Below are 22671 nucleotides of genomic sequence, written 5' to 3' on the forward strand. Positions count from 1 at the left end.
GCATCAGACCTCGACCGCTCCTCTTCGCCGCTATTATCGCCACCGGCCTGCTCAGCCTGACCGCGTGCGCGAGCGACGAGGCCCCCCTGACGGAGATTCAAACTGCACTCAATCAACCGCAGGTGCTTACGTCGACGCCGATGAACGGGTACCTGTGGCTGTCCGTGTACTACGACGACGGCACCATTCAGAATTACGTCATCGTGCAATCCGCCCTGCTCCCGGTCAGCTGACCATCCCCGCGGCGAGCAACGCCACCACCTCGGCATCGGTCGTTGCTCTGAAGTCCCGATAGTGTGCTCCGACCGCCCAGAACTGCGGCGGTTGCAACACGCAGACGATGTCGTCAGCGCCCAGCCGAAGCGCCGCTCCCCCTGGCGCAACGGGGGCTGCCACCACCACCCGGCGAGCGCCGAGCCGTCGAGCCACCTGACAGGCGACTCGCGCGGTGGCACCCGTTGCGATGCCGTCATCCACAATGATCACCACCCGCCCCTGGAGCGCGACCCGCTTCCGACCGCCACGAAACAGGGTTTCCCGGGCTTCGAGCTGCGCCCGTTCCCGCTGTTCGACCGTGCTCAGGGCTGCCGCGCTCACGCCAACCTGCCGGAGGACCTCATCGTTGAGCACCCGCACACCGTTCTCGCCGATGGCACCCATGGCCACCTCAGAATCCATCGGCACGCCGAGCTTGCGCACCACGATGACGTCCAGTGGCGCGTGCAGCGCCCGCGCCACTTCGAACGCAACAGGCACTCCCCCGCGCGGCAACCCGACGACGACGGGGTCGCAGGGTCGCAGGTACTCGAGCCGGGCGGCCAGCTGGCGCCCGGCATCCGCTCTATTAGCGAACACGACCTCACCGTTCTTTCCGTCACGCTACCGCTTCCAGTCGCAGTGTGGACATGCGGCCCAGAATAGTCTCCGCGCGGGGCCACGGGGAGGGCAGCGTGGGCAAATCTGGGGAACCGGGGCCGCGGCATCCGTGGTGAAATGGGGGAATGTCGCACCGAACCGCCCCCGAGCACCTTTTCGTTCTGTCGCCGGACGGCGTGCAGCTCGCCACCTACGAGCTCGGCGACCCGGAGTACCCGACCGTGTTCGTCGTGCACGGCTTCGCCTCGAGTGCGATCGCCAACTGGCACGCCACGGGATGGACCCGTGACCTGACCCGGGCTGGCTTTCACGTGATCGGCATCGACCAGCGCGGCCACGGCGCCAGCGACAAGCCGCACTCCCCCGACGCGTACACGATGGAGCTACTCGTCGCCGACGTCGAAGCCGTACTCGACGCGTACCTGCTCACCGAGGTGCGCTACGTCGGCTACTCACTCGGTGCACGGGTCGGCTGGCAGGCCGCCCAGGATCTCGGCGGCCGCATCACGCACGCCGTTCTTGGCGGAATCCCCGACGGTGACCCGCTCAAACGCTTTCAAATAGCGGATGCCCGCGCCCACCTCGAACACGGAGCCGACGTCACCGACCGGCTCACCGGCGCCTACCTCACGATGGCGAAGGCATTGCCGGGCAACGATCTCGCGGCCCTCGTCGCCCTGGTCGAGGGTATGCGCGGCGGCCCGCAGCCCGGCGCTGCGAACGCCCCAGAGCAGCCACTGCTGTTCGCGACCGGAAGCGAAGACAGCATTCTGGACGCGTCGCGCGCGCTGGCCGGGGTGACGCCGAACGGTGGCTTCTTTGAGATTCCGGGCCGCAATCACTTCAACGCGCCAACGTCACGCGCCTTCCGCGAGGCGGCAATCGCGTTCCTGAAGGCTTAGGCCCTAGCCGAACGAGACGGTTCCATCGTCGTCGACATGCCAGCCGGGGTTGTGCGCGATCTCCCAGATTACGCCGTTCGGGTCGGCGACGTGGCCGTGGAAGATGCCGCCGAAGGCGCCGTCCTGAGCGGGTTTCAGTACGGTACCGCCGGCGGCCGCCATCGCCGCAACCGTTGTGGTGACTTCGTCCCGGCTGTCGAGGTTGTGCGAGAGGGTGACGCCGGTCGCGCCGGTGGTCGTGTGTTCGCGTTGCAGGTCTGCGTCGAATTTCTCGGCATCGAAGAGCCCAAGCATCAGGCCGGGTCCGACCTGGAAGAACACGATCTCACCGGGAACGTCCACGAGCGGCGTCCAGCCGAGGCCGTCGCGATAAAACGTGCGTACGGCCTCGAGGTCGCTCGTGGCTAGGGTAATGAAGTTCACGCGTTGTTCCATGGGTCCAGTCTCACAGAGGCGCCCGTGCTGTGAACTAGCCCCGGGGCGTGACCGCCGTCGACCGTTTCCAGACCGGTCCGATACCGACCCTATTGGCCGCGGTCCGGATGGCCCAGACGAGCAGACGTCGGCGGAAGAATGCGGATGCTGCGGCCCCGGGCATCCGCTTCAAGGTTCGTCGACGAGCCTTTACACCGGGGGCCCTGTCTTCGACTACCGTTGGTACTATGACCGCACCAGACACCACAGCGCAGAACGAGGCAGAAACTGCCACTGCAACCAAGACATTTGCCGATCTCGGACTCAATGACGCCATGCTCAAGGCGCTCAAAGCCGTCGGCTACGAAACCCCCTCGGCCATTCAGGCCGCCACTATTCCCCCGCTGCTGGAGGGCCTGGACGTTGTCGGACTCGCCCAGACCGGCACCGGCAAGACGGCCGCGTTCGCGCTGCCGATTCTGAACCGGCTCGACCTGTCCCAGAAGAACCCGCAGGCCCTCGTGCTTGCGCCCACGCGTGAGCTCGCGCTGCAGGTCTGTGAGGCGTTCGAGAAGTACGCCGCCCACATGCGCGGCGTACACGTGCTGCCGGTCTACGGCGGACAGGGCTACGGCCAGCAGCTGTCGGCCCTGCGCCGTGGGGTGCACATCGTCGTCGGTACTCCCGGTCGCATCATGGACCACCTCGCCAAGGGCACCCTCGACCTCTCAGAGCTGAAGTTTTTGGTGCTCGATGAGGCCGACGAGATGCTCAACATGGGCTTCGTCGAGGACATCGAGACGATTCTCGCCGATACCCCGGACGACAAGCAGGTCGCACTGTTCTCGGCCACGATGCCGGCTCAGATTCGCCGCATCTCCAAGAAGTACCTGCACGATCCCGAAGAGATCACGGTCAAGAGCAAGACCACGACCAGCGCGAACACCACCCAGCGCTACCTGATGGTGTCGTACCCGCAGAAGCTCGACGCGCTCACCCGCATTCTCGAAGTCGAGAACTTCGAGGGCATGATCATCTTCGCCCGCACTAAGAACGAGACCGAGTTGCTGGCCGAGAAGCTGCGTGCGCGCGGTTATTCCGCCATGGCGATCAACGGTGACGTGCAGCAGGTGCAGCGCGAACGCACCATCAACCAGCTCAAGAGCGGCAAGCTCGACATTCTCGTCGCAACGGATGTCGCCGCTCGCGGCCTCGACGTCGAGCGCATCAGCCACGTGGTCAACTACGACATTCCGATCGACACCGAGTCGTATGTGCACCGCATCGGCCGTACCGGCCGTGCTGGCCGCTCGGGCGCAGCGATCAGCTTCGTCACGCCGCGCGAACGTCGCCTGCTCTCCGCGATCGAGAAGGCCACTCGCCAGCCGCTGACCCAGATGCAGCTGCCGAGCGTTGAGGACGTCAATGTGACGCGCCTGACGCGCTTCGACGATGCCATCACCGCGGCGCTCGACGAGACCGACCGGATCAGCAAGTTCCGCGACATCATCGCGCACTATGTGTCGCACCACGACGTGCCCGAGGTCGATGTGGCTGCGGCCCTCGCCGTGGTCGGACAGGGCGAGACGCCCCTGCTGCTCTCAGCCGAGGATGTTCGCGCCCAGCAGCGCCTCGAACGCGACGAGCGGGTCGAACGCTCCGAGCAGCGCGGCGATCGTCCCGAGCGTGGCGGTCGTTCGGACCGCCCCGACCGCTCAGACCGTTTTGGTCGCGACGACCGTGGCAGCCGGGACGATCGGGGCAGCTACGGCGCCCGCGACGATCGTCCGGTGCGCAGCGAACGCCCGATTCGCTCCAGCGGCAAGCCGATGGCCCAGTACCGCATCGAGGTCGGCAAGCGTCACAAGGTGGAGCCGCGTCAGATCGTCGGAGCCCTCGCCAACGAGGGTGGCCTGAGCCGCGACGACTTCGGCCACATTAAGATTCTGCCCGAGTTCTCCCTGGTCGAGTTGCCCGCTGACTTGACGGGCGACGTGTTCTCCAAGCTGGAGAACACCCGCATCAGCGGCAAGCTGATCGAGCTGCGTGCCGACAAGGGCGGAGCCTCACGCTCCGCCGAGCAGGGCGACCGCCCGCCGCGCGCGCCGCGCCGCGAGTACTAGAACCTGCTTCAGAGGCCCCCTCACCGTTCGCGGCGAGGGGGCTTTCTGCACATTTAGCCACCGGACGGCGCGCATAACTCCTGCAATTCGTACCGGGCCCGCCTCGACACCCTTAGAAACACACGGATGTTCAGTGTGCGCCCCGCAAATTGCAGGAGTTATGCGCCGGGTCAGTTCATGTACCTGGCCAATGGTGGCCACTTCAGGAAACTCGGCAGCCGATCAGGCTCGAACCGCCCCGTCTCCGGCCGGCCAAAGCCCACACCTACCGGATTTCCTGATTTAGCCACCGTGGATCACGCTGACACGTCGATGAGCACCTTTCCGGTGACCCCGCTTTCGACGAGGGCGTGGGCATCCGCGGTGTGGGCCAGCTCGAAGCGGTGCAGCGGCAGTCCCGCATCCGATCCGACGGGCAAAGCGCCGTCAACAAGGGCTTCGTTGATGGCGGCAGCGGCCTGCTGCACGACCTCGATGCCCACTGTGTAGAGCAGTACGAACTGGTAGCGCACGTTGAGACTGAAGTGTTTACGCACGTCGAGGGTCATCTGGTCGCCGCCGTTGTTGGCGTAGACGGCGATCGATCCGCGGTTACGGATGACCGCCAGGTCGAGTTCGGAGTTCTGGGCCGGGGCTACCTCGACGATGAGGTCGACGCCGTCGGGTGCGATGGCTCGGATTTCAGCGGCGACATCGGGGCCGGTGTAGGTAAGCACATGGTGTGCGCCGGCTGCCGCCGCGAGCGCTGCCTTGGGCGGCCCGCTCACCGTCGTGATCACGGTCGCTCCTGCCCAGCGGGCGAGTTGGATGGCGGCATGGCCGACGGCGCCTGCACCACCCGCGACGAGCACGATCCTGCCGTCGAGCGCGCCGGGATGCAGCCGCCGCGGTCCATCCTCGGCGACAGTGAGCGCCCGGTAAGCGGTGATCGCTGGCACACCAAGGCACGCGCCCTGATCAAAACTCGCCGAGGAGGGCAGCAGAAAGACGCGTTCAGCCGGGAGCACGGCGTACTCCTGCGCGGTTCCGCCGGCGGCCCGCTGGTAGGCGGCGAGGGCGAGCCAGACGCGATCGCCGACGGCCACATTCGAGACACCGGAGCCGACCGCGTCGACGAGCCCGGAACCGTCCTGGTTCGGGACCACGTCAGGGAACGCGAGGGATTCCCCCGGGCGCGCGCCACGGCGCGACTTCCAGTCGGTAGGATTCACCCCGCCCACCACGATTCGCACGCGCACTTCGCCGGCTCCGGGCTCACTCACCGGCCGATCAACCAGGTGGAGCACGGACGGGTCACCGGTTTCGCTATACACAATCGTCTTCATGTGAAACCTAACGCTTGAGGCGCGGGAATGTTTCCCTAAAGCGCGGTTCGTTCGATCGTGGCTTCCAGGTTGGTGCGAATAGTGCTCATGGTCTCACTGAAGGCCTGGTCGATATCAATGTCGAGCTTGCTGGCCAGCACGAAGGTCCACCAGAGCGATTCCGCCAGTTTGTGCTTCAGTTCGGCGGTCGCGTCGCCGTCGATTGGCCAGGTTCCGTCGTGGGCGAGCAGCAGGCGGCCGATGTAGCCGACATCGTTGGTGTATCCGATCGCCATTTCGTTCAGCGACCAGGTCTTGCCGTTGAATCGTTGTTCAAGAATTTCGTACAGGGCGCGCACGCTCAGGGCCTCGGTGCTCGCGGCGGTCAGGCCGGTGTCGGGTGTGTTCGTCGGGGTGTGCGTCATCGTGCGGCTTTCTGGTGGGCTGTCCAACGTTACGCGGCGCGGCGCGAACGTGAACCGTGGTCGAGCTAACTCCAGCATTTCCGCGGCCGGTGGCCCACTCCGCCTCGGCCCCCGACCGAAGATGCACGGCGGTCGTGATCAGGAGCACGAGGTCGATGATGGGAGGCATCGAGAGCAGGGCGAGACCGAAGCGCGGTGTTTTAGAAACGCGGTGTTTTCAGGATGTAGCGGGCGAACAATCCGAGCACGATGACAGCCCAGAACCCAATTTCACAGACGACGATAATTCCCAGGATCACGACCTACTCCGTTCCAGGGTTCGCTAGTTTGTTCTGCGTTGATCATTCCTCCATGGTTGCGGCGGCCCCGCACGGGCGGATCGGCCCCGGGGCCTTCGTCGTCTCCACTTTTAGTTGCAGGCGAAGCAGACCACGGGTGGAGGCCGGGCTGGAAGCACGACCGTACGCTGGGGAGAATGATCCCCCGGCCCCCTCCCACCGAAACCAACGCAATCGACTCCGGACAGGCTCCGCGACTGCGGCCCTGGTCGCGCATCTGGCGGTACCTCGCGACCGCCCTGGCTTCCTTTGTCATCCTGGTTCTGGTCTTCGCCGACTATTCGGGGGCATTCTCCGACGCCCAGGTGTCGGAAGATCTGCTCGGCGGTCTGATCCTTCTGGACTTCGTCCTCGGCGCGGTCGCGCTGTGCCTGCTCCCTCTGCGTCGCCGGCAACCGGTATTGATCGCCGCCGTGACCGCTGCTCTGTCGGCCGTGTCGGCGTCCTCGTTCGCGGCGGCCATCTGGGCTGCAATTTCGATGAGCACCCGGCGCCGCTGGAAAGGCGTCATTGTCGTCGGCGTAATCTGGGGCCTGGCCACCGTCTTCTATGAGGTGATCGTGCGGGCGAGCCTGGCCGATCTCACTCTCTATCCGGCGCCGTGGGCATCCGGTGGTCTGGCGATCGCGATCTACGCCATTTGCGTGGCCACCGGGTTCTACATCGGAGCGCGCCGCGACCTGCTGACCACCCTCCGCGAGCGTGCCCTAAACGCCGAACGCGAGCAGACACTTCGCGCCGCGTCAGCCCGCGACGCCGAGCGCACTCGCATCGCCCGCGAAATGCATGACGTACTCGCGCACCGCATTTCCCTCGTCGCCCTGCACGCCGGCGCACTCACCTACCGAACCGACCTCACCCGGGAGGAGACGGTGCAGGCAGCCGGCATCATCCAGGACAACGCCCACCTCGCCCTGACCGAGCTGCGGCAGGTGCTCGGCGTGTTGCGCGGCGGGCAAGCCACTACTGTGGCGGGGCAACCCGAACCGGCCCAGCCGACGCTGGCTGACCTTCCTGCACTGCTGGCCGAGGCGCGCGAGGCTGGCACAAGGGTGACGCTCGATGAAACGGATGCCCCCGGTTCGGCCGGGTCAGACCAGGCAACGCCGGGGCCGTCTCAAACCGTGTCCCGCACCGCCTATCGCTTCGTGCAGGAGGCACTCACCAACTCGCGCAAACACGCGCCGGGTCAGCCGGTCACCCTCCGGCTCGAGCGCATCGAAGACCTGCTGCACCTCGAAGTGCGCAATGAGGTCGCGACCCCAAGCATTCGGTCACGCTGGACCGACGCAACCGGGAGCGGCGTCGGCCTGATCGGTTTGCAGGAACGCGCCGAACTCGCTGGCGGCCGGATAAGGCACGGCATCGAACCGGATGGCTCGTTTCTTCTGCAAGCATGGTTGCCATGGACCTGACCGTGCGTATTGTGCTCGCCGACGACGACGCCTTGGTGCGAACCGGCCTGCGCCTGATCCTCGGCGGAGACCCGGCGATCGAGATCGTCGGGGAGGCCGGCGACGGGCTCGCGGCGCTGGAACTCATCGGCCGAGAGGCGCCCGACGTGGTGCTCATGGATATCCGTATGCCGCGGATGGATGGTCTTGCGGCCACCCGTGCCCTGCAGGAGCGCGGCGATCCGGCCAGGGTGATCGTGCTGACGACCTTCGACACGGACGATATGGTGCTCACCGCGCTGCGGCACGGTGCAGCGGGTTTTCTTCTGAAGGACACGCCACCGGCCGAGCTCGTCGCCGCCATACGCCGGGTAGCCAACGGGGACCCGATGCTTTCCCCGAGCGTCACTGCACAGCTCATCGCGAGGGTGATTCGTGCGCCGGACGACCGGCAGCAGCGCGCCCAAGCCTTGCTCGGTCGACTCACCGAACGCGAAACCGAGGTGGCGATCGCGATCGCGCGTGGGCTGTCCAACGCCGAGATCGCCGCCGAGCTGTTCATGGGCGTCGCGACGGTTAAGACTCACGTCGGTCATCTGTTCACGAAACTGGACGCGGCCAACCGGGTGCACATCGCCCGTTGCATCCACGACGCCGGCCTCGCCTGACGCCAGCCGTCCCGGCCGCAAGTCGGATCGAATGGCATGGTCATGCCGGGACGTCGACCCATTCGTGGCCGACCGACTCGAGTTCGGCGCTTCCAGCCGTCACCCCCGCCACGACCGCGGCGAGCCGTTCGGGGTCATCATCGGCCAACCGGAGCACCGCTTCGCGACCGTAGTCTGTGCCGAGCACGAGCACGCCCCGCTGGCGTAGCTCGGCCTCGATGCGACCGGCATCCGCGTGGGACAGCGCGAGCGTGAACAGTTCGCGGCGTTCACGCCCGACGACGAGCCCCCGGGAATGCGCCGAGTCGATCGTGGTCAGCACGGCCTCGGAGTAGGCGCGCACGAGTCCGCCGGCACCGAGCAGGGTGCCCCCGAAATAGCGCGTGACAACGGCCACGCAGTCGACGAAGCCACGCCCCGCCAGTGCCTCGAGCATGGGCCGACCCGCCGTTCCCGACGGCTCACCGTCATCATTCGAGCGGCGTACCTGGTCGGGAGCACCGCCCGGCCCGAGGACGAACGCCGAGCAGTGGTGGCGAGCCTTCCAGTGCTCCGAGCGGGCTTCTTCGACGGCAGCGTGCGCGGCATCCTCGGTTTCGGTGCGCACCATTCGGCACAGGAACCGGGACCGTTTGACCTCGATCTCGGTGTCAACGCGGCTGCCGACGCCGCCGCGCAGGGTGAGATCGGACATGGGTCCAGTCTCCCGCATGTCCGGTGCGGTTCCGAGCGCCACCTCGTCGCGTTCGACGGCTAACGACTCAGTGAGTGGATGCCGCGGCCGTCGCCTCCTCGGAGGCGGCGGCCGCGGTGTCGTGATGGAGCGGCGCTATTGATGGCAGGCCCTCGGCGCGCTCAGACCGCACCGCAGCGATTCCACCGAGGATCAGCAGCCCGCCGAGTAACTGCAGCGGGCTGAGCTGCTCGCCGAGCAGCAGCCACGCGAACAGCGAGGCGAAGACTACCTCGAGCAGTCCGACGAAGGACGCGAGCCGGGAGCCGAGCACGCCAGCCGCAGTGATTCCGGTGCCATACGCGACGGCGGTGCTGACGAGCACGAGCAGCACCAGCGGCACCCACCACGGCGCCAGCGCGCCGAACAGCGGCAGGTCGCCAAAGGTTGCCGTGATCGGCAGCAGGCCGGTAACCCCGAGCAGACCGAGAATGATGCCTCCAACGATCAGGCCGAAGGCCGCGAGCGCGACGGCCGGCAGGTCGCGGTCCGGGCGCGCGGCAATGAAGAAATAGGCGGCGCAGCCAATCGCGGCGAGAAACGCGAAGGTCAGGCCGATCGGATCGACCGCCTGGATCGCTCCGGGCCCGATCACCAGCACCAGGCCGCCGACTGCGAGGGCCGAGCCGAGGAACACGGCCGGGCGGGGCATCCGCTTGGAAACGGCCCAGGCGACGCCGACCAGAATGAGCGGTGCCAGAAATTCGATGAGCAGCGCGGTCGAGACCGGGATGGTCGAAATGGCGGCGAAGTAGGCGAGTTGGGTGCACGCCACGCCGACGACGCCCATGCCGAGTACCCTCCAACGCCCGAGCCATAGGGCGGCCCAGCGCCCCCGCAATGCCATGACGGCCAGGGGCAGCAGCACGAGTCCGGCGGTGAAGGCGCGAACCGTGACGGCGGCGGCCGGCGACCATCCGGCCTCGAGCAGGGGCTTGACGAGCGCGCCGGAGGTGCCGAACGAGACGGCCGAGAGCACCGCGACGGCGAGGCCGCCAGGGATTGACGTCAGCTTCACGGAGGCGCCCTTCTGTCATAGTCTAAACTGCTTTACACCACTGACATTACGACCGAGTGCATAAGGAGTCAACTTGCATTTTGCCCCTGACACCGAGGAGGCTCTCGAGTTCGTGGTCATGCTCTGCGATACCGACGCAGGGGCCTCCCGCAGCGGTCGAGACGAGCTCGAAACGCTCGCCGACCTGGCCGCGTTGCTTGCCCCGATTCCGTTCACCGGGCGCATCGACGGGGATGACGCCGAACTGCGCGATGTACGGCAGACTCGAGCCCTACTCCGTAGGGTGTGGACCCTGGGCCGCGACGACGCGGTGATCGAGGTCAATCGCATGTTGCGCGAGGCTCGCGCGCTCCCCCAGCTCGCGCGTCACGATGTGTCGGACTGGCACCTGCACGCGACCGTGCCCGAAGCACCGCTCGGCGAGCGCATGCGCGTCGAGGCGGCGCTGGCGTTGATCGATGTGATCCGCAGCGACGAAATGGGTCGCTTGCGCATCTGCGAAGCAGATGCCTGCACCGGCCTGGTTCTCGACCTGTCCCGCAACGGGTCCAAGCGTTTCTGCAGTGTGCGCTGCGGCAACCGCATGAACATGATCGCCTTCCGCGAGCGTCAGGCCGCCGAAAAGTAGCCGCGAGGGTGATTAGGCTTGAACCTTTCCCCATTGAGAAAGTGACTCTCATGACTGACCTCAGCACGGTATCCAGTTCCGACGAAGCGCATCTGCGCCACGCGATCGAAGTCGCCCGCGCCTCCCGCGAAGTGGGCAACCACCCCTTCGGAGCGATCCTCGTCACGAGCGAAGACATCATCATCGAGGGTCAGAACACCGTCGTGACGCTTGGCGATCCGACCGGGCACGCCGAGATGAACCTGGTACGCATCGCGGCGACGCTGCTCGCCCGGGATACCCTGCACGCGAGCACCCTGTACACGAGCACCGAACCGTGCGCCATGTGTTCGGGAGCGATCTATTGGGCTGGCATCGGCCGCGTTGTCTATGCGCTGCCAGAAGAACAGCTCGCGGCGATGGTTCCGCTGCAAGACGGGGAGGCCACCATGGACCTGCCCTGCCGCGAGGTGTTCGCCCGGGGCGGCAACAGCGTGACGGTGGCCGGTCCGGCCCTTCTCGCCGAGGCTGCCGAAGTGCACGCTGGTTTCTGGGACGCCCGTAACTAGGTCGCGTCCTGCACGTGAATAACGACGTTGCCGATCTTTTGACCGGCCGTTACGTAGATGTACGCCTCTCGAATCTGGTCGAGTGAGTAACTGCGGTCGACCAGCGGGTGAAATTCGCCGGTCTCGACGAGCCCCTTCAGGAACAGCACGTCTCCTCGGGTGTCTTTCGGAATGGGAAACAGCACCCGCTTCTTTCGCAGCAGTGGCGTCGTGAGCGCGAGAAATGGGTTCTGCCACATAACGCCAAGCTCCGACGAGATGTACATTCCGCCGGGAGCCAGCAGCCGGCGGCAACGCCCGAAAGAACTCTTGCCTACCGCATCGATGACCACGTCGAACCTGTCGCCCCGCGCGGTAAAGTCTTCCGACGTGTAGTCCACGACTCGTTCGGCGCCAAGTGATTGCACCGTATCAAGGTGCGCGGTGGCGCAGACCGCCGTGACCCGGGCACCGAGCTGCACGAGCAGCTGCACGGCAGCGGAACCGATTCCTCCCGTTCCGCCGTTGACCAGCACATTCTGACCGGCCGTGATCTTGGCCGCCCGAATCATGTTGAGCGCGTAGTGGGCACCCTCTACGATCGGAGCGGCCTGCTCATACGACGTTGAGGCCGGAATCTCGGCCACGAGACCGCCTTCGGCGATGGTCAGGTACTCAGCGTGGCCGCCGAATTTCACGCCGTTGTAGCCGAAAACCCTTTGGCCGACCGTGAACGATGTGACGCCAACCCCGACTTGCTCGACCAGCCCCGCGAATTCGCAGCCGAGAATCGTCGCCCGCGGCGCCCGCAGCCCAATCAACAGCCGAACGAAATACGGTATCCCACTCAGAAAGCCGCAGTCCGTTCGGTTCACTGTGCTCGCGATCACGCGAACCAGAAGTTCGTCCGCCTGCGGCACCGGCATCGGAACCGACTCCACATGCACGACGCTCGGTGGTCCGTAGCGGCGGTACACGGCAGCTCTCATGCGGCACAGCGTACCCGCCTGCAGCAAATCGCTCCCGAATATTCTCGGGAGCGATTTTCGCGATCACCTTTGCCTCGGCGAGCATCTTCGCTGGCGTCACGCACTCCGGCATGCGGATGCCGCGGCACGCTCATTCCGCCGCGCTCGCTCACCAGGTCGGGGCCATAGTGATCAAGAAAACACCACGCACCGATCAGGGATCGCTGGCGCTGCGGAAGAGTACGCCGCACGTTCATGGCGCGCTGCCCGCCGAGGGGAACATCACGTGGCGGCAGTAGTTGCACGCTGCCCATCGGGTCTGTCGAATCACACAGCACCTCGTCGGGAGCAACCTCTGCATTGCCCACGTGACCAGCTTAATCGCGCCCGCCGGCCGGGGCCACGGCGACTGGGCGGCGATTGCACAACCGGACGCAGTTGCGAACAGGCACTCGGTCGTTCAACGCGCCGCCCGCAGCGGCGCCCTACGACCAGATTCTGGCGGCCCTGGCTGTGTTCTCGTGCCGAGCTTCCAGCGCCTGCTCCATCGTCACCGCGACGAAGTGGGTTTTCGTTCCCGGCGCGCAGCGAGCCACCAGATCCATATCGGCGGAAATGACAGTAGCCACCATGGCGTATCCCCCGCCGGAGACGGCGTCGCGGTGCAGAATGATCGGCTGGGTGCCACCGGGAATCTGAATGGAGCCTACGGCGTACCCGGCGTCAACGATATTGGACGGGTCCTGACCGGCACCAAACGGCTGCTCGCGGTCTTTCCATTCCACTCCGGGGCCGCTGTAGCGAAGGCCCATGCGGTCGGCGACCGGAGTCAGCACCCATTCGCTGTTGAGGAGGCTCTCCAGCCCGGACGCCGAGAGGTTGTGGTCGTACAGTCCGAGCATCACCCGAACAGCAACATCCTTGGTGAAGACCGGGCGATCATCCAGCGCGATGGCAGCCAGCACGGGCAGGCCATTGTCAAGAGCAGCACCGACCGGAACCAGGTCACCCGCGGCGAGGGCTCGTCCCGCAACTCCGCCGATGGCTCCGATGGGATAGGTCGAACGCGAACCGAGAACTTCCGGCACGTCAATTCCGCCGTGCACGGCGATGAAATACTTCGTGCCGCCCTTGATCACACCGAACTTCAATTCATCACCGGCCGCGAGCTCGAGCCGTTCATATTCGGGCACGAGTACTCCGTTGACGAACACGTCCACCGGAGCACCCGTCACGGCGATGACGGCGTCGGTCGTTGACACCAGCTTGGGGCCGATATAAGTGCACTCCAGCACGGCCTCGCTCACAGTGTTGCCAACGAGACGGTTGGCCAGCGTTGCCGAATACTGATCCATCGATCCACCCTGCGGGATGCCAAACCGGTAGTAGCCGATTCGCCCTTGATCTTGCACGGTGGTGGAGAGGCCGGGTTCGAGAATGTCAAATGCCATTGAGCACCTCCAGAAGGGATTTCTTGTAACCGTCGGGGTCGGCCAGGGCTGCTCCCAGGTCGAATGCGATCGGAGCCTGCCGGTAGCGGAAGGTTCCAGCATTGACCTCCGCCCGGATGCGCCGATATTCGGCCTCATCGATCGGTTTGAACTTGACGATGTCGCCCGGTTTGAAGAACACCATGAAGTCAGAGAAATCGTCGAGTTCCTGAGACGGATCGAAGATCGGAGCGGCCGCTATTCCGAACATTTGGTATCCGCCGGCGCCGCGCACCGAGTAGATGCAGCTGAAGCAGCCACCGTATCCAACGGTCAGCGCCGGCGTATCCGTGCGGGGGCTCAGGTACTTTGGCACTTCCAGCTGCTGCTCACGCTCGACCAGCTGGAAGAGAAAGGGCAGGCCGGCAACAAATCCCACCATCGACACGAGCCAGGGCGACTCGTGATGACGTTTGATGAACTCCTCGGCATCGGCCAGACCATTGACCTCGGCGGCATAGTCGAGGTCATTGCCCTCGGGCCTCTGATGGTAGCCCTCACGAAACCGGGCACCCGTTTCATTCGTGTACGGGTCGTTGTACCAGACCGGAATCTCGATGATGCGCGTCTCCAGAACCTTGTCGGTGGACGAGCGCACGTCGTCTTCCAGCGCGTGCACCACCCGTTCAAGTTCCTGCCAGGCCAGAATGTCCGGGTCGAAGCGCACCAGCAGTGAGGCGTTGGCCGGGCAGATGTCCACGATACCGGCGAGCGCTCTCGATTCCAGGGCGTTGGCGATGCTGTTCGAGATGAAGTTGGCTTCCAGCGACATACCCTCGGCGATTTCTACAAAGAGAAACTCGTCAGCACCCCAGGTATATCGGGCTGCGGTCTGCTGTTTCATTCCGAGTTTCCCAACGAGCTAAGAACCGATTCGATGTATTTCGTGTGGTGCTTGACCTCGGCGAAGTCGTCCAGGGCAATGAGGGAGCTGAGTAGACCGATGGTGGTCTTGACCCCGTCGATGTGCGCTTCGCCGAGAGCTCGTTCCCCGCGGGCGATGGCCAGCTCGCGTGTCGGCGCCCAGACAATGATCTTGCCCAGCAGGGAGTCGTAGAACGGGGCAACGGTCTTGCCGGAAATGAAACCGAAATCGGACCGCACACCAGCCCCCCCAGGCAGGTTCATGGTCTTGATGAGACCGGGGCTGGGCATGAAGTTGTTGTCCGGGTCCTCAGCGTTGATGCGAAATTCCAACGCGTGCCCGGAGAATGCAACCTCATTCTGGGTAAGGTCGAGCTTCTCCCCCGCGGCGATGCGCAGTTGTTCACGAACCAGGTCCAGCCCCGTGATGGCCTCGGTGATGGTGTGTTCGACCTGAATTCGGGTGTTCATCTCGATAAAGGCGACCTCATGGCTGTGCGGATCGTAGAGAAATTCAACGGTGCCAACGCCGACGTAGTTCGCCTTACGTGCTAACTCAACCGAGGAGTCTCGCATCCGTTTGCGAACCGCGTCGGGTAGCCCTGGCGCGGGGGCTTCCTCGAGAATCTTCTGCTGTCGGCGCTGCATCGAGCAATCACGGTCTCCGAGATGCACATAGGTTTCGCCGTCGCCCAAAATCTGTACTTCGACGTGGCGTGCCTTCGTCACAAACTTTTCGAAATAGACGTCTGAGGAGTTGAAGGCTCCGAGCGCCTCCGCCTGCGCGATTTCGACTGTTCCGCGTAGCTGTGCGGGGTCCTCAACCAAGCGGATGCCTCGCCCGCCGCCGCCGGCGGAGGCTTTGACCACGAGGGGGTAGCCGATTCGTGCTGCAATGGCTTCGATGTCGTCATCGTCGCGCAGTGCCGTCTCGGTGCCAGGGAGAGTCGGGACTCCGGCGTCGATCGCTGCGCGCCTGGCGCGAGACTTGTCCCCCATGAGTTCGATCGATTCCGGGGAGGGACCGACCCATGTCAGCCCGGCAGCAATTACCTTGCGCGCGAATTCAGCATTTTCCGAGAGAAAGCCGTAGCCGGGATGCACGGCATCAGCGCCGCTGTCGAGGGCTGCCTTGAGCACGGCGTCGTGGTTCAGATAGCTGAGGCCGGCGGGAGCCGGTCCCACGACGATCGCCTCATCCGCGAGATCAGCGGCGAGGGATGTTTTGTCGGCTTCGCTCACGACCGCAACGGTCACGATGCCCATTTCTCGAGCGGTGCGAATGATTCGAACGGCAATTTCGCCGCGATTGGCTATGAGAAGTTTCTTCATTGGCTCTTCCAGTGAGTCGAGGGAAACGTTGAACGGCGGGGAGGGTACCTGGGGTGCCACCCGGGAAGGATCAGAACGTTATGGCGATGACGTCACCGGGGTTGACGACTCCGAAGTCTTCAATTTCGAATTTTTCGAGGACACCGTCGAATTCGGCGCGAACCTCACTGAATTGCTTCATGATCTCAACGAGGCCGATGGTCTGCCCGGCCGAGACAGTGTCGCCCTCGTTGATGTACGGTTCCTTGCCCGGGCCGGGCTTGCGGTAGAAGATTCCAGGGAGGGGGGAGATGATCTGGTGGCTCATGGGTTCACTTTCGTCGAGCTTGAGTGTGTTGGGACGCCTGCCGGTGCCGCGTGGGGTAACAGCCAGCGCCGGCATTAGTTTCCGAGCGCCTCGCGCACGGCCTGGGCTACGGCCGGAGAATTCGGGGTGTCCGAATGAACACAGACGGTGCCGAAGGGAATGTCCAGGACCGTGCCGTCGTTGGCGAGGACCTTTCCGTCCTCGAGTACCCGGCGCACGCGGGTTGACGCCTTCTGCGGATCGGTATTCTCCGGGCGCCGGAGAATGATGAGGCCTCCCTCAGCGTTGTAATCGAGATCCACGTACAGTTCCCCGACGAATTCGACGCCCTCGCGCTCGGCGACGATCTGATGGGCGCTTCCGGCCAGACCGAAGATGGGAACGCCATACGACTTGGCCACTTTGGCAGCTCCCTGCATCAAAGCTTCATCCCTGGCGAGCATTCCATACAGGGAACCGTGCGGCTTGATGTGGTTGAGGGGCAGATCGTACTTGTGCAAGAAGCCGACGAGCGCGCCCACCTGATACCGAATGATTGACTCGACCTCGTCGGGCGTCAGCTTCATCTCGCGCCGACCGAACCCGACCAGGTCCGGCAGCCCCGGGTGGGCACCCACGCGCACACCGTGCTCCCGGGCGAGCGCTGCCGTGGCATCCATCGCGTCGGGGTCTCCCGAGTGAAAACCGCAGGCAACGTTCGCAACGTCGATCAGCCGCATGAGTGCCTCGTCATTGCCAAAGCTGTGGATTCCGAGGGATTCCCCCATATCGGAATTCACGGTGATGTTCGAGTTTCTGTTCACGTCGTCCATCCCTCCACGCTACGGTGCCGTGACAGCACGGCCCAGTAGGCATCTGCACTAAGCTTGCGAACAACTTTGTGCAAACTGCCGAAAGAACGGGATTCAAGATGCGCGTGGTGGACCTGCTGTTGGAACGATCCTTGCAACTGTTGCTGCAGACGCCGTCGTCGGAAACGCGTCTTGCGACGGAGCTCAGCGGATGCGCACCCACCGAACTCATGGATCCCACGCCGTTCCTGGACCCACATTCGTTGCTGCTGACCAGTGGAATCGGCATGAACTTTTCCGACGAACGCACCTGGGACGCGTTCGTTGAACGCCTCGCCGAAGTACCTGTCTCGGCCATCGTCTTCGCGACGGGAATGGCTCACCGCGCCCTGCCACCCGGCCTCATTACCGCCTGCACCGAGCATGACGTTCCCCTACTGGAGGTACCCGCGGCCGTTCCGCCGCTGCAAGTGAACCGCTTCATCGAAAGCGTCATGCAGGCTGAGCGCCTGGCCGTGGTGAACCGGGGTTGGACACTGGCCGACGAGTGTGCGCGGTTGGCCAACCAGGATGCCGAGGTCGTCACCCTGCTGGCCACGGTCTTCAACGTGATCCAATCCCCGTTGGCCGTGTACGACGCCTATGGCACGGTGATCGCCCAGTACCCGGCTCTGGCGACTTGGACGGCCGGACTCAGAACGAAGCCGGAGGTAGGGGTACTCAGCATTCCCCTGCCTATGGGGCTTAACAATCCCTGCCGCCTGGCCATCAGGGAGACGGACAGCGAGACTTCGCTGTCTTCTCTCCTGGGGCCAGTTGCTTCCATCATCGCCCTGCAGCTCAACCGATCCGTCATCGTTGATGCCAGCCGTCAGCACGAGATTAAGAATTTCGTGATCGCGTGCGAGTCGTGGGAGGAAGCGACCCATCTCGACGTGCGGCGAGCGTTTCAGGACATCGGTCTGGATGCGCGAGTGGAAACATCCGTTCTGGTGGCGGATATGAGCGGGGAGTTGGCGTCGACCTCCTGGCAGTTGCGCGTGGCGCTGCACGAGAAGTTTCAGACCGTTCGGGTCACCGAGTTCGGCGACAGACTGGTCGCTTTTGCGCAAAACCCGCGCGTGGACTTTGACAAGGTCGCCGAGCGGCTGCTGCAAATCCACGACCGGCAACCCCTCGTATTGAAGAGTCCGACGCTCAGCCTGTTTGAACTTCGGCTGTCGGTCGTGCACTCACTCCAACTCGTGCAACGGATCGAACGACCCCAGCTCGCCCCGGAGTTGGGCCTCAGCGCGATCGTCACGGCCACCGCAGGGCGCGGGGCGAAGGAATCAGCACGCAAGTTTCTGGCCCCGCTTTGGGAACACGATGCGAAACGCGCCGGCCCGCTGGTCGAAACGTTGCGGGCGTACCTCGACAATGACGCGCAGCCGTCGAAGACGTGCAGTGTCTTGTTCATTCACCGCAACTCACTCAACTATCGACTGCGCAAGATCGAGACGTTGTTGCGCCTCAATTTGGGCTCCGTCGAGGGCCAGGCCACCTGCCTCATCGCCCTTCGGCTGGTTGACCTCAGCGACAAATAGGCCGGCGTTGGAGTGCCTGATGGCAACCCACGCTGTAACGAGCACGCCCTGCCAGGCCAACGCCAGCAGGATGTACTTCACGATCGGCAGGAGCATCAGGAGAAAGATGATCACCGATGAGGTCAGTACCCACACCAGGTTGGGCAGCTTGATACGAAAGACCCGTTCGCCAAACGATTTGAGGTTTGCGGCGCCCAGGTAGTAATTGGCGGTGTTGATGCGGGTCTGGGATACGAAAACGACAATGAGGCCCAGAATGCCCATCATGGAGACGATTCCGCCGGCGATTCCCGTCTCCGAGGTCTCGAGGCCCGGGATGGTGAAGGTCAGAAAGATGCCGACGCAGGCGCTGAAACCGTAGGCGATGATGTAGAAGACCCAACCGAATCTCCAGCGCTGGTGAAACTTGATGTCCTTGCGCTTGCCGAGGGCGGCGTAGTCAATGGTGAACATCATCATGATCCAGACGCCCATGTAGGCGGCAAAGGTGGCGAGCCAGCCCGGCCCACCCATCGTCAAGGCCAGTCCCGATTCGGGCTGTTGGGTGAGCCAGGTGCTGCTGAATCCGTACTGAACGCCGGCCCACACCACGGCCGCGACGAGTCCGCCGACATAGATCGGCAGGAGCCATCCGTTGAGTTTGTCCAGGAACCGGCGAGCTCCGCCGAGGATGAGCGGCGTGGAATACGCCACCACGATGAGGTACCACATCCACATCTCGCCCCCGAAAGCGACCTGAAACGCGTAGGCGACGATGGAGCCTTCGAACACGGCGTAGTAGATCGCGACGAGGGCGAAGATGATGGTCGCGATCGCCGACCCGGCCGTGCCAAGAATGGTGCGCGAGAAGAGGGCTACCGTCGTGCGATTGTTAATGGCGTACTTGGCCAGAACGCGGTTGATCAGGCCATACGCCACGATCGTGAGAGCCAGTCCGATCAGGGAATCTTTGGTGCCGTAGGCCATGGCCAGTGCGGCACCGATGTACACAAAGAACATGGCGCTGGCGACGCCTTACCATGCCATTGAGAGCTAACCCCTGGTCATCTGGTCTTCGTCATGGCCTTCGCGGCGGAGGGCATCCGTCGCCTCAACAGTATTGTTACTGCCGGTCAAATTCACATTCACTAGGTACCTCCATTAGGGCCGGTGGCGACCGGCAAAATGTTTCGTGATTGGTGATGCACAGTGCGAGAATTCAGGTGAAACGGATGATTGAACGCCGGGGTTGTCGGGCCAAGCGAAGCCCAGCGCTGAATAACCTTCTGCAAGTATGTAAATGCCCTGTGCATCCAAACCAGTAGGCAAGTGCAATATCGATCAGGCTCTGCCTGTGCAAATGCACAACGACGGATTGTGGCGTACGGTTCTACCCCCGGCGGGAGCTAGACCGTCACGATCGGCCAGTGCGATGAGGATCGGCGCTCCATCAGTGCCCGGTGCTCCTGCGTGGTCGTGGCGAAGAGCTCCCCGGTGCCCCAGTCGAGAATGACGCCGTACCGGCGAATCACGTCGAGCATGTCGAGGTCACCGCTCACGAAACGAGCGGAGACGAGCGCGGGATCTTCCTTGAGCCACCCGATTCGGTGGGCAGCGATGTCGTGTCGCAGTGCAACGCTTGCCGCCTCGTCGACCACGTAATCGTCCAGATCGGGATCGATTGCCGTGATAACCACGCCATAGTCTTTGGCTGCCCGTCCGATGGAAACGTAGCCGTCGATGACGTCATTGAGAACCTCGGGGTAGGTACGTTCGAGCGGATCACCGTAGCCACCACCACCGGCCGACGGCCGCACGAAGGAGTCCCCCGATTGCACCGGAACCGAGGAGAAGTTGGAACCGAGAAAGCGTTCTCCCTCGGTGCCCTTGTTCAGCCAGACTCCGTGCGGAATGGACGGAAGGCCGCCTTCGATCCCCCAGGTGATGGACCGCGCGCGGTCACAGCAATAGCTCATGACCGCGTTCTGTGCGTCGGTGAGCATCCCGCCCTTCTCGCTGCCCACGCCGCCCCGAAAGCGCCCCGGACCGCTGGAGTCCATGCCGATCTAATGCATGGAGGTCAGCACCGGCGAGAGCCGTTCCTGGCCCTCGACCGGCTGCACGGCCAGGCCAGCGCCAAAGGCCGGTGCCGTAGCGCCGCTGCCGTCCTTGCTCGCACGGCCGCCCCAGCCGCCGGCCATCCAGTCGTACCACATGAAGTACAGACTCTCCTCTGACCGGCCGTCCTTGCCGCCGACGAGCAGGTAGTCCAGGTTGAAGGCGCAGGCCATCGCTCGTTCCGGCATGATCTTGGACCAAATCTCGAAGATGCCGTTCATGAGCTTCTCGTATGGTCCGGAACAGAAGCCGGTGACGGCGTTCGGCCAGCCGGCGTTGACGACGGTTCCCTCCGTGCCGATGTCAGCGGTGACCGCGGCGTAAAACCCAGAGTTCAGCGGAACATCCGGAAAGACGGTCTTGGTGCCGGCGTAGATTGCCGAGTATGTCGTGCCGTAGCCGGAGTTCAGGAACGTGGCCACGACCGGCGCCGATCCGGCCAAATCCTAGTGGATGCCGGTGCCGTCGAGGGTCAGCTTGATCTTGATCGGTACGAGCCCTTCGTCCTTGCCCGGGTCGTTGTCCCTGTAGTCGGTGGTTTCCCAGACGCCGTGCGGAAGGCCTTCCAACCGTAGTCGAACGGTGTGTTCGACATAGTCCTGGGTTTCCTGCATCGCGTGCTGCACGGTTGCCTGTGAATATCGGTCGACGAGACGCAGAACTTCGCGCTCACACATGGCCGTGGCTTCGGCCAGGGCATCCGGCCCCGATCCGATGCTGACCGACAACGAACGCCACTGGCCCAGGTAGCGCATGGAGATTTGCCGCTGCAGCAGTGCGTTCTCGTCTGCGACGCATTCCTGGCGCAACCGTGCCATCGCCTCTGACTCCAACGAGGTGTACATGCCCTCAAGCGCTTCGGTGTCGGCATCGGCCGCAATTCCGGTGAACATGCTCGACAAATCGTGACGAATGTCCACGAGCAGACTGCCCAGAGCGGATGCTACGCCCGGGTTCGGCGGGATAATGACCGTTGGTATGTTCAGTTCACGGGCCACCTCGGCCCCGTGCAGCGCGCCGGCGCCGCCAAAGGCCACGAGTACGAAATCGCGGGGGTCGTGCCCTCTGCGGATGGAGACCAGTCGGACGGCGTCAGCCATGTTGGCGTTGGCCACCTGGATCACCGCGTGTGCGGCTTCAGCGATCGGCATATTGAGCGGATCGCTGATGAACTTCTTGATCGCCTAGGTCGCGAGCGCCTTGTTCAAATTCTTCGCCTCCCGCGAGCGAGGCGCCCAGGCGGTTCAGCACGACGTTGGCGTCGGAGTTCGTCGGCTGGTCGCCGCCGGTGTCGCAGCACGCGGGACCTGGATCGGCGCCGGCGGACTGCGGCCCGTTCCGAAGGGATCCGGCGATGTCGATGTAGGCGAGCGAGCCACCACCAGCCCCAATCGTCAGCACATCGATGCTCGGGAAAATGATTGGGTGGCCGTACTCGACCTGCCATTCCTTGGTGATGCGCAGTTCACCGCCGCTGACCAACGCGATGTCCGTTGACGTTCCTCCCATGTCGAGGCCGACGGCGTTTTCGTAGCCACACTGCTGGGCCACATGCTTGGCCGCGATAGCACCCGCAGCGATCCCCGACGAGGCCAGGCGCACCGGGAAGCGTTCGACCATGCGGGGGGTCATCGACCCTCCGCCCGAGTGCAGCACCAGAAGGTCTCCCTTGTACCCGCCGGCCTTGAGCTGATCGGACAGCCAATTGACGTAGCCCGACACGAGCGGGGCGAGAACGGCATTGGCCACTGTCGTGTTGAACCGATCATGCTCGAAGATTTCCAGAAGAATTTCGGCCGACGTCGACACCGTCGCATTGGGCAGTTCTTCCTCAAGTATTTCCCGCATGCGGATTTCGTTCTGCGGGTTCGCGTAGGAATTCATGA

The 22671-nt window shown here is 64.1% G+C and carries 20 protein-coding genes and 1 pseudogene; 7 read left to right on the top strand and 14 right to left on the bottom strand.

Annotated elements, in window-relative coordinates:
- Positions 1-225: 225 nt before the first annotated feature.
- A complete protein-coding gene (locus E3T31_RS05115; protein WP_134467777.1) occupies positions 226-855 on the bottom strand; it encodes a phosphoribosyltransferase in 630 nt (209 codons plus the stop codon).
- Between the two features lie 146 nt (positions 856-1001).
- On the opposite strand from E3T31_RS05115, the gene E3T31_RS05120 reads away from it, so the two are divergent.
- Positions 1002-1778: an alpha/beta fold hydrolase gene (locus E3T31_RS05120; RefSeq protein WP_134467778.1), complete on the top strand. Its 777-nt coding sequence runs from the start codon at positions 1002-1004 to the stop codon at positions 1776-1778.
- A 3-nt stretch (positions 1779-1781) separates the two neighbouring features.
- Here the strand turns inward: E3T31_RS05120 and E3T31_RS05125 are convergent, their stop codons facing one another.
- On the bottom strand, positions 1782-2213 hold the full coding sequence (locus E3T31_RS05125) for a VOC family protein (protein WP_092451521.1): 432 nt from the start codon (positions 2211-2213) through the stop codon (positions 1782-1784).
- A gap of 227 nt (positions 2214-2440) precedes the next feature.
- Here E3T31_RS05125 and E3T31_RS05130 point away from each other — a divergent pair, with 227 nt between their 5' ends.
- On the top strand, positions 2441-4315 hold the full coding sequence (locus tag E3T31_RS05130; protein ID WP_134467779.1) for a DEAD/DEAH box helicase: 1875 nt from the start codon (positions 2441-2443) through the stop codon (positions 4313-4315).
- A 296-nt stretch (positions 4316-4611) separates the two neighbouring features.
- On the opposite strand, the gene E3T31_RS05135 is transcribed toward E3T31_RS05130, so the two are convergent.
- Both E3T31_RS05135 and E3T31_RS05140 read right to left on the bottom strand, forming a co-directional pair.
- Entirely contained in the window at positions 4612-5640 is a 1029-nt protein-coding gene (locus E3T31_RS05135; protein ID WP_134467780.1) for an NADPH:quinone reductase, read from the bottom strand.
- A 35-nt stretch (positions 5641-5675) separates the two neighbouring features.
- Positions 5676-6044: a hypothetical protein gene (locus E3T31_RS05140; RefSeq protein WP_134467781.1), complete on the bottom strand. Its 369-nt coding sequence runs from the start codon at positions 6042-6044 to the stop codon at positions 5676-5678.
- A gap of 475 nt (positions 6045-6519) precedes the next feature.
- Between E3T31_RS05140 and E3T31_RS05145 the strand changes: the two genes are divergently transcribed.
- Both E3T31_RS05145 and E3T31_RS05150 read left to right on the top strand, forming a co-directional pair.
- Positions 6520-7797: a sensor histidine kinase gene (locus E3T31_RS05145; protein WP_134467782.1), complete on the top strand. Its 1278-nt coding sequence runs from the start codon at positions 6520-6522 to the stop codon at positions 7795-7797.
- Positions 7788-8444, top strand: coding sequence for a response regulator transcription factor (locus tag E3T31_RS05150; protein ID WP_134467783.1), 657 nt, complete (start codon positions 7788-7790; stop codon positions 8442-8444). The genes E3T31_RS05145 and E3T31_RS05150 overlap by 10 nt, the downstream gene beginning before the upstream one ends.
- A gap of 40 nt (positions 8445-8484) precedes the next feature.
- On the opposite strand, the gene E3T31_RS05155 is transcribed toward E3T31_RS05150, so the two are convergent.
- Both E3T31_RS05155 and E3T31_RS05160 read right to left on the bottom strand, forming a co-directional pair.
- A complete protein-coding gene (locus E3T31_RS05155; RefSeq protein WP_134467784.1) occupies positions 8485-9138 on the bottom strand; it encodes a YigZ family protein in 654 nt (217 codons plus the stop codon).
- Positions 9139-9205: 67 nt separating this feature from the next.
- The gene (locus tag E3T31_RS05160) at positions 9206-10195 is read right to left on the bottom strand and encodes a DMT family transporter (protein WP_134467785.1); all 990 of its coding nucleotides are present in this window, start codon (positions 10193-10195) and stop codon (positions 9206-9208) included.
- A gap of 73 nt (positions 10196-10268) precedes the next feature.
- Between E3T31_RS05160 and E3T31_RS05165 the strand changes: the two genes are divergently transcribed.
- Both E3T31_RS05165 and E3T31_RS05170 read left to right on the top strand, forming a co-directional pair.
- On the top strand, positions 10269-10823 hold the full coding sequence (locus E3T31_RS05165) for a CGNR zinc finger domain-containing protein (RefSeq protein WP_174844848.1): 555 nt from the start codon (positions 10269-10271) through the stop codon (positions 10821-10823).
- A gap of 50 nt (positions 10824-10873) precedes the next feature.
- The gene (locus E3T31_RS05170) at positions 10874-11371 is read left to right on the top strand and encodes a nucleoside deaminase (RefSeq protein WP_134467786.1); all 498 of its coding nucleotides are present in this window, start codon (positions 10874-10876) and stop codon (positions 11369-11371) included.
- Here E3T31_RS05170 and E3T31_RS05175 read toward each other — a convergent pair.
- From E3T31_RS05175 to pxpA, 6 genes are all read right to left on the bottom strand, one after another.
- Positions 11368-12339 (bottom strand): NAD(P)-dependent alcohol dehydrogenase, encoded by a 972-nt coding sequence (locus tag E3T31_RS05175; protein WP_134467787.1) that lies wholly within the window; start codon positions 12337-12339, stop codon positions 11368-11370. The two genes, E3T31_RS05170 and E3T31_RS05175, sit on opposite strands and share 4 nt — an antisense overlap.
- A 464-nt stretch (positions 12340-12803) precedes the next feature.
- Positions 12804-13769, bottom strand: a complete 966-nt coding sequence (locus tag E3T31_RS05185) for a biotin-dependent carboxyltransferase family protein (RefSeq protein ID WP_134467788.1) — start codon at positions 13767-13769, stop codon at positions 12804-12806.
- Positions 13759-14652, bottom strand: a complete 894-nt coding sequence (locus E3T31_RS05190; protein ID WP_134467789.1) for an allophanate hydrolase subunit 1 — start codon at positions 14650-14652, stop codon at positions 13759-13761. Before E3T31_RS05190 ends, E3T31_RS05185 begins: the two co-directional genes overlap by 11 nt.
- Positions 14649-16004: an acetyl/propionyl/methylcrotonyl-CoA carboxylase subunit alpha gene (locus E3T31_RS05195; RefSeq protein ID WP_134467790.1), complete on the bottom strand. Its 1356-nt coding sequence runs from the start codon at positions 16002-16004 to the stop codon at positions 14649-14651. Before E3T31_RS05195 ends, E3T31_RS05190 begins: the two co-directional genes overlap by 4 nt.
- Positions 16005-16074: 70 nt before the next feature.
- Entirely contained in the window at positions 16075-16311 is a 237-nt protein-coding gene (locus E3T31_RS05200; RefSeq protein WP_134467791.1) for an acetyl-CoA carboxylase, read from the bottom strand.
- Positions 16312-16385: 74 nt separating this feature from the next.
- The gene (gene pxpA / locus E3T31_RS05205; protein ID WP_255454026.1) at positions 16386-17114 is read right to left on the bottom strand and encodes a 5-oxoprolinase subunit PxpA; all 729 of its coding nucleotides are present in this window, start codon (positions 17112-17114) and stop codon (positions 16386-16388) included.
- A gap of 107 nt (positions 17115-17221) precedes the next feature.
- Between pxpA and E3T31_RS05210 the strand changes: the two genes are divergently transcribed.
- The gene (locus E3T31_RS05210) at positions 17222-18688 is read left to right on the top strand and encodes a PucR family transcriptional regulator (RefSeq protein ID WP_134467793.1); all 1467 of its coding nucleotides are present in this window, start codon (positions 17222-17224) and stop codon (positions 18686-18688) included.
- On the opposite strand, the gene E3T31_RS05215 is transcribed toward E3T31_RS05210, so the two are convergent.
- Together E3T31_RS05215 and E3T31_RS18635 are read right to left on the bottom strand one after the other, a co-directional pair.
- Positions 18572-19687: a cytosine permease gene (locus E3T31_RS05215; protein WP_241977663.1), complete on the bottom strand. Its 1116-nt coding sequence runs from the start codon at positions 19685-19687 to the stop codon at positions 18572-18574. The two genes, E3T31_RS05210 and E3T31_RS05215, sit on opposite strands and share 117 nt — an antisense overlap.
- Before the next feature lie 386 nt (positions 19688-20073).
- Positions 20074-22669 (bottom strand): annotated as a pseudogene (locus tag E3T31_RS18635) (hydantoinase/oxoprolinase family protein); the annotation flags it as partial.
- Between the last annotated feature and the right edge of the window lie 2 nt (positions 22670-22671).

Source organism: Cryobacterium sp. TMS1-13-1 (assembly GCF_004403125.1).
GTDB lineage: Bacteria > Actinomycetota > Actinomycetes > Actinomycetales > Microbacteriaceae > Cryobacterium > Cryobacterium levicorallinum.

Excerpts from the sequence above, each read along its gene's own strand:
- E3T31_RS05120 (WP_134467778.1), top strand. The coding sequence starts at position 1,002 with ATGTCGCACCGAACCGCCCCCGAGCACCTTTTCGTTCTGTCGCCGGAC.
- E3T31_RS05125 (WP_092451521.1), bottom strand. The coding sequence starts at position 2,213 with ATGGAACAACGCGTGAACTTCATTACCCTAGCCACGAGCGACCTCGAG.
- E3T31_RS05130 (WP_134467779.1), top strand. The coding sequence starts at position 2,441 with ATGACCGCACCAGACACCACAGCGCAGAACGAGGCAGAAACTGCCACT.
- E3T31_RS05135 (WP_134467780.1), bottom strand. The coding sequence starts at position 5,640 with ATGAAGACGATTGTGTATAGCGAAACCGGTGACCCGTCCGTGCTCCAC.
- E3T31_RS05140 (WP_134467781.1), bottom strand. The coding sequence starts at position 6,044 with ATGACGCACACCCCGACGAACACACCCGACACCGGCCTGACCGCCGCG.
- E3T31_RS05145 (WP_134467782.1), top strand. The coding sequence starts at position 6,520 with ATGATCCCCCGGCCCCCTCCCACCGAAACCAACGCAATCGACTCCGGA.
- E3T31_RS05150 (WP_134467783.1), top strand. The coding sequence starts at position 7,788 with ATGGACCTGACCGTGCGTATTGTGCTCGCCGACGACGACGCCTTGGTG.
- E3T31_RS05155 (WP_134467784.1), bottom strand. The coding sequence starts at position 9,138 with ATGTCCGATCTCACCCTGCGCGGCGGCGTCGGCAGCCGCGTTGACACC.
- E3T31_RS05170 (WP_134467786.1), top strand. The coding sequence starts at position 10,874 with ATGACTGACCTCAGCACGGTATCCAGTTCCGACGAAGCGCATCTGCGC.
- E3T31_RS05175 (WP_134467787.1), bottom strand. The coding sequence starts at position 12,339 with ATGAGAGCTGCCGTGTACCGCCGCTACGGACCACCGAGCGTCGTGCAT.
- E3T31_RS05185 (WP_134467788.1), bottom strand. The coding sequence starts at position 13,769 with ATGGCATTTGACATTCTCGAACCCGGCCTCTCCACCACCGTGCAAGAT.
- E3T31_RS05190 (WP_134467789.1), bottom strand. The coding sequence starts at position 14,652 with ATGAAACAGCAGACCGCAGCCCGATATACCTGGGGTGCTGACGAGTTT.
- E3T31_RS05195 (WP_134467790.1), bottom strand. The coding sequence starts at position 16,004 with ATGAAGAAACTTCTCATAGCCAATCGCGGCGAAATTGCCGTTCGAATC.
- E3T31_RS05200 (WP_134467791.1), bottom strand. The coding sequence starts at position 16,311 with ATGAGCCACCAGATCATCTCCCCCCTCCCTGGAATCTTCTACCGCAAG.
- E3T31_RS05210 (WP_134467793.1), top strand. The coding sequence starts at position 17,222 with ATGCGCGTGGTGGACCTGCTGTTGGAACGATCCTTGCAACTGTTGCTG.
- E3T31_RS05215 (WP_241977663.1), bottom strand. The coding sequence starts at position 19,687 with ATGTTCTTTGTGTACATCGGTGCCGCACTGGCCATGGCCTACGGCACC.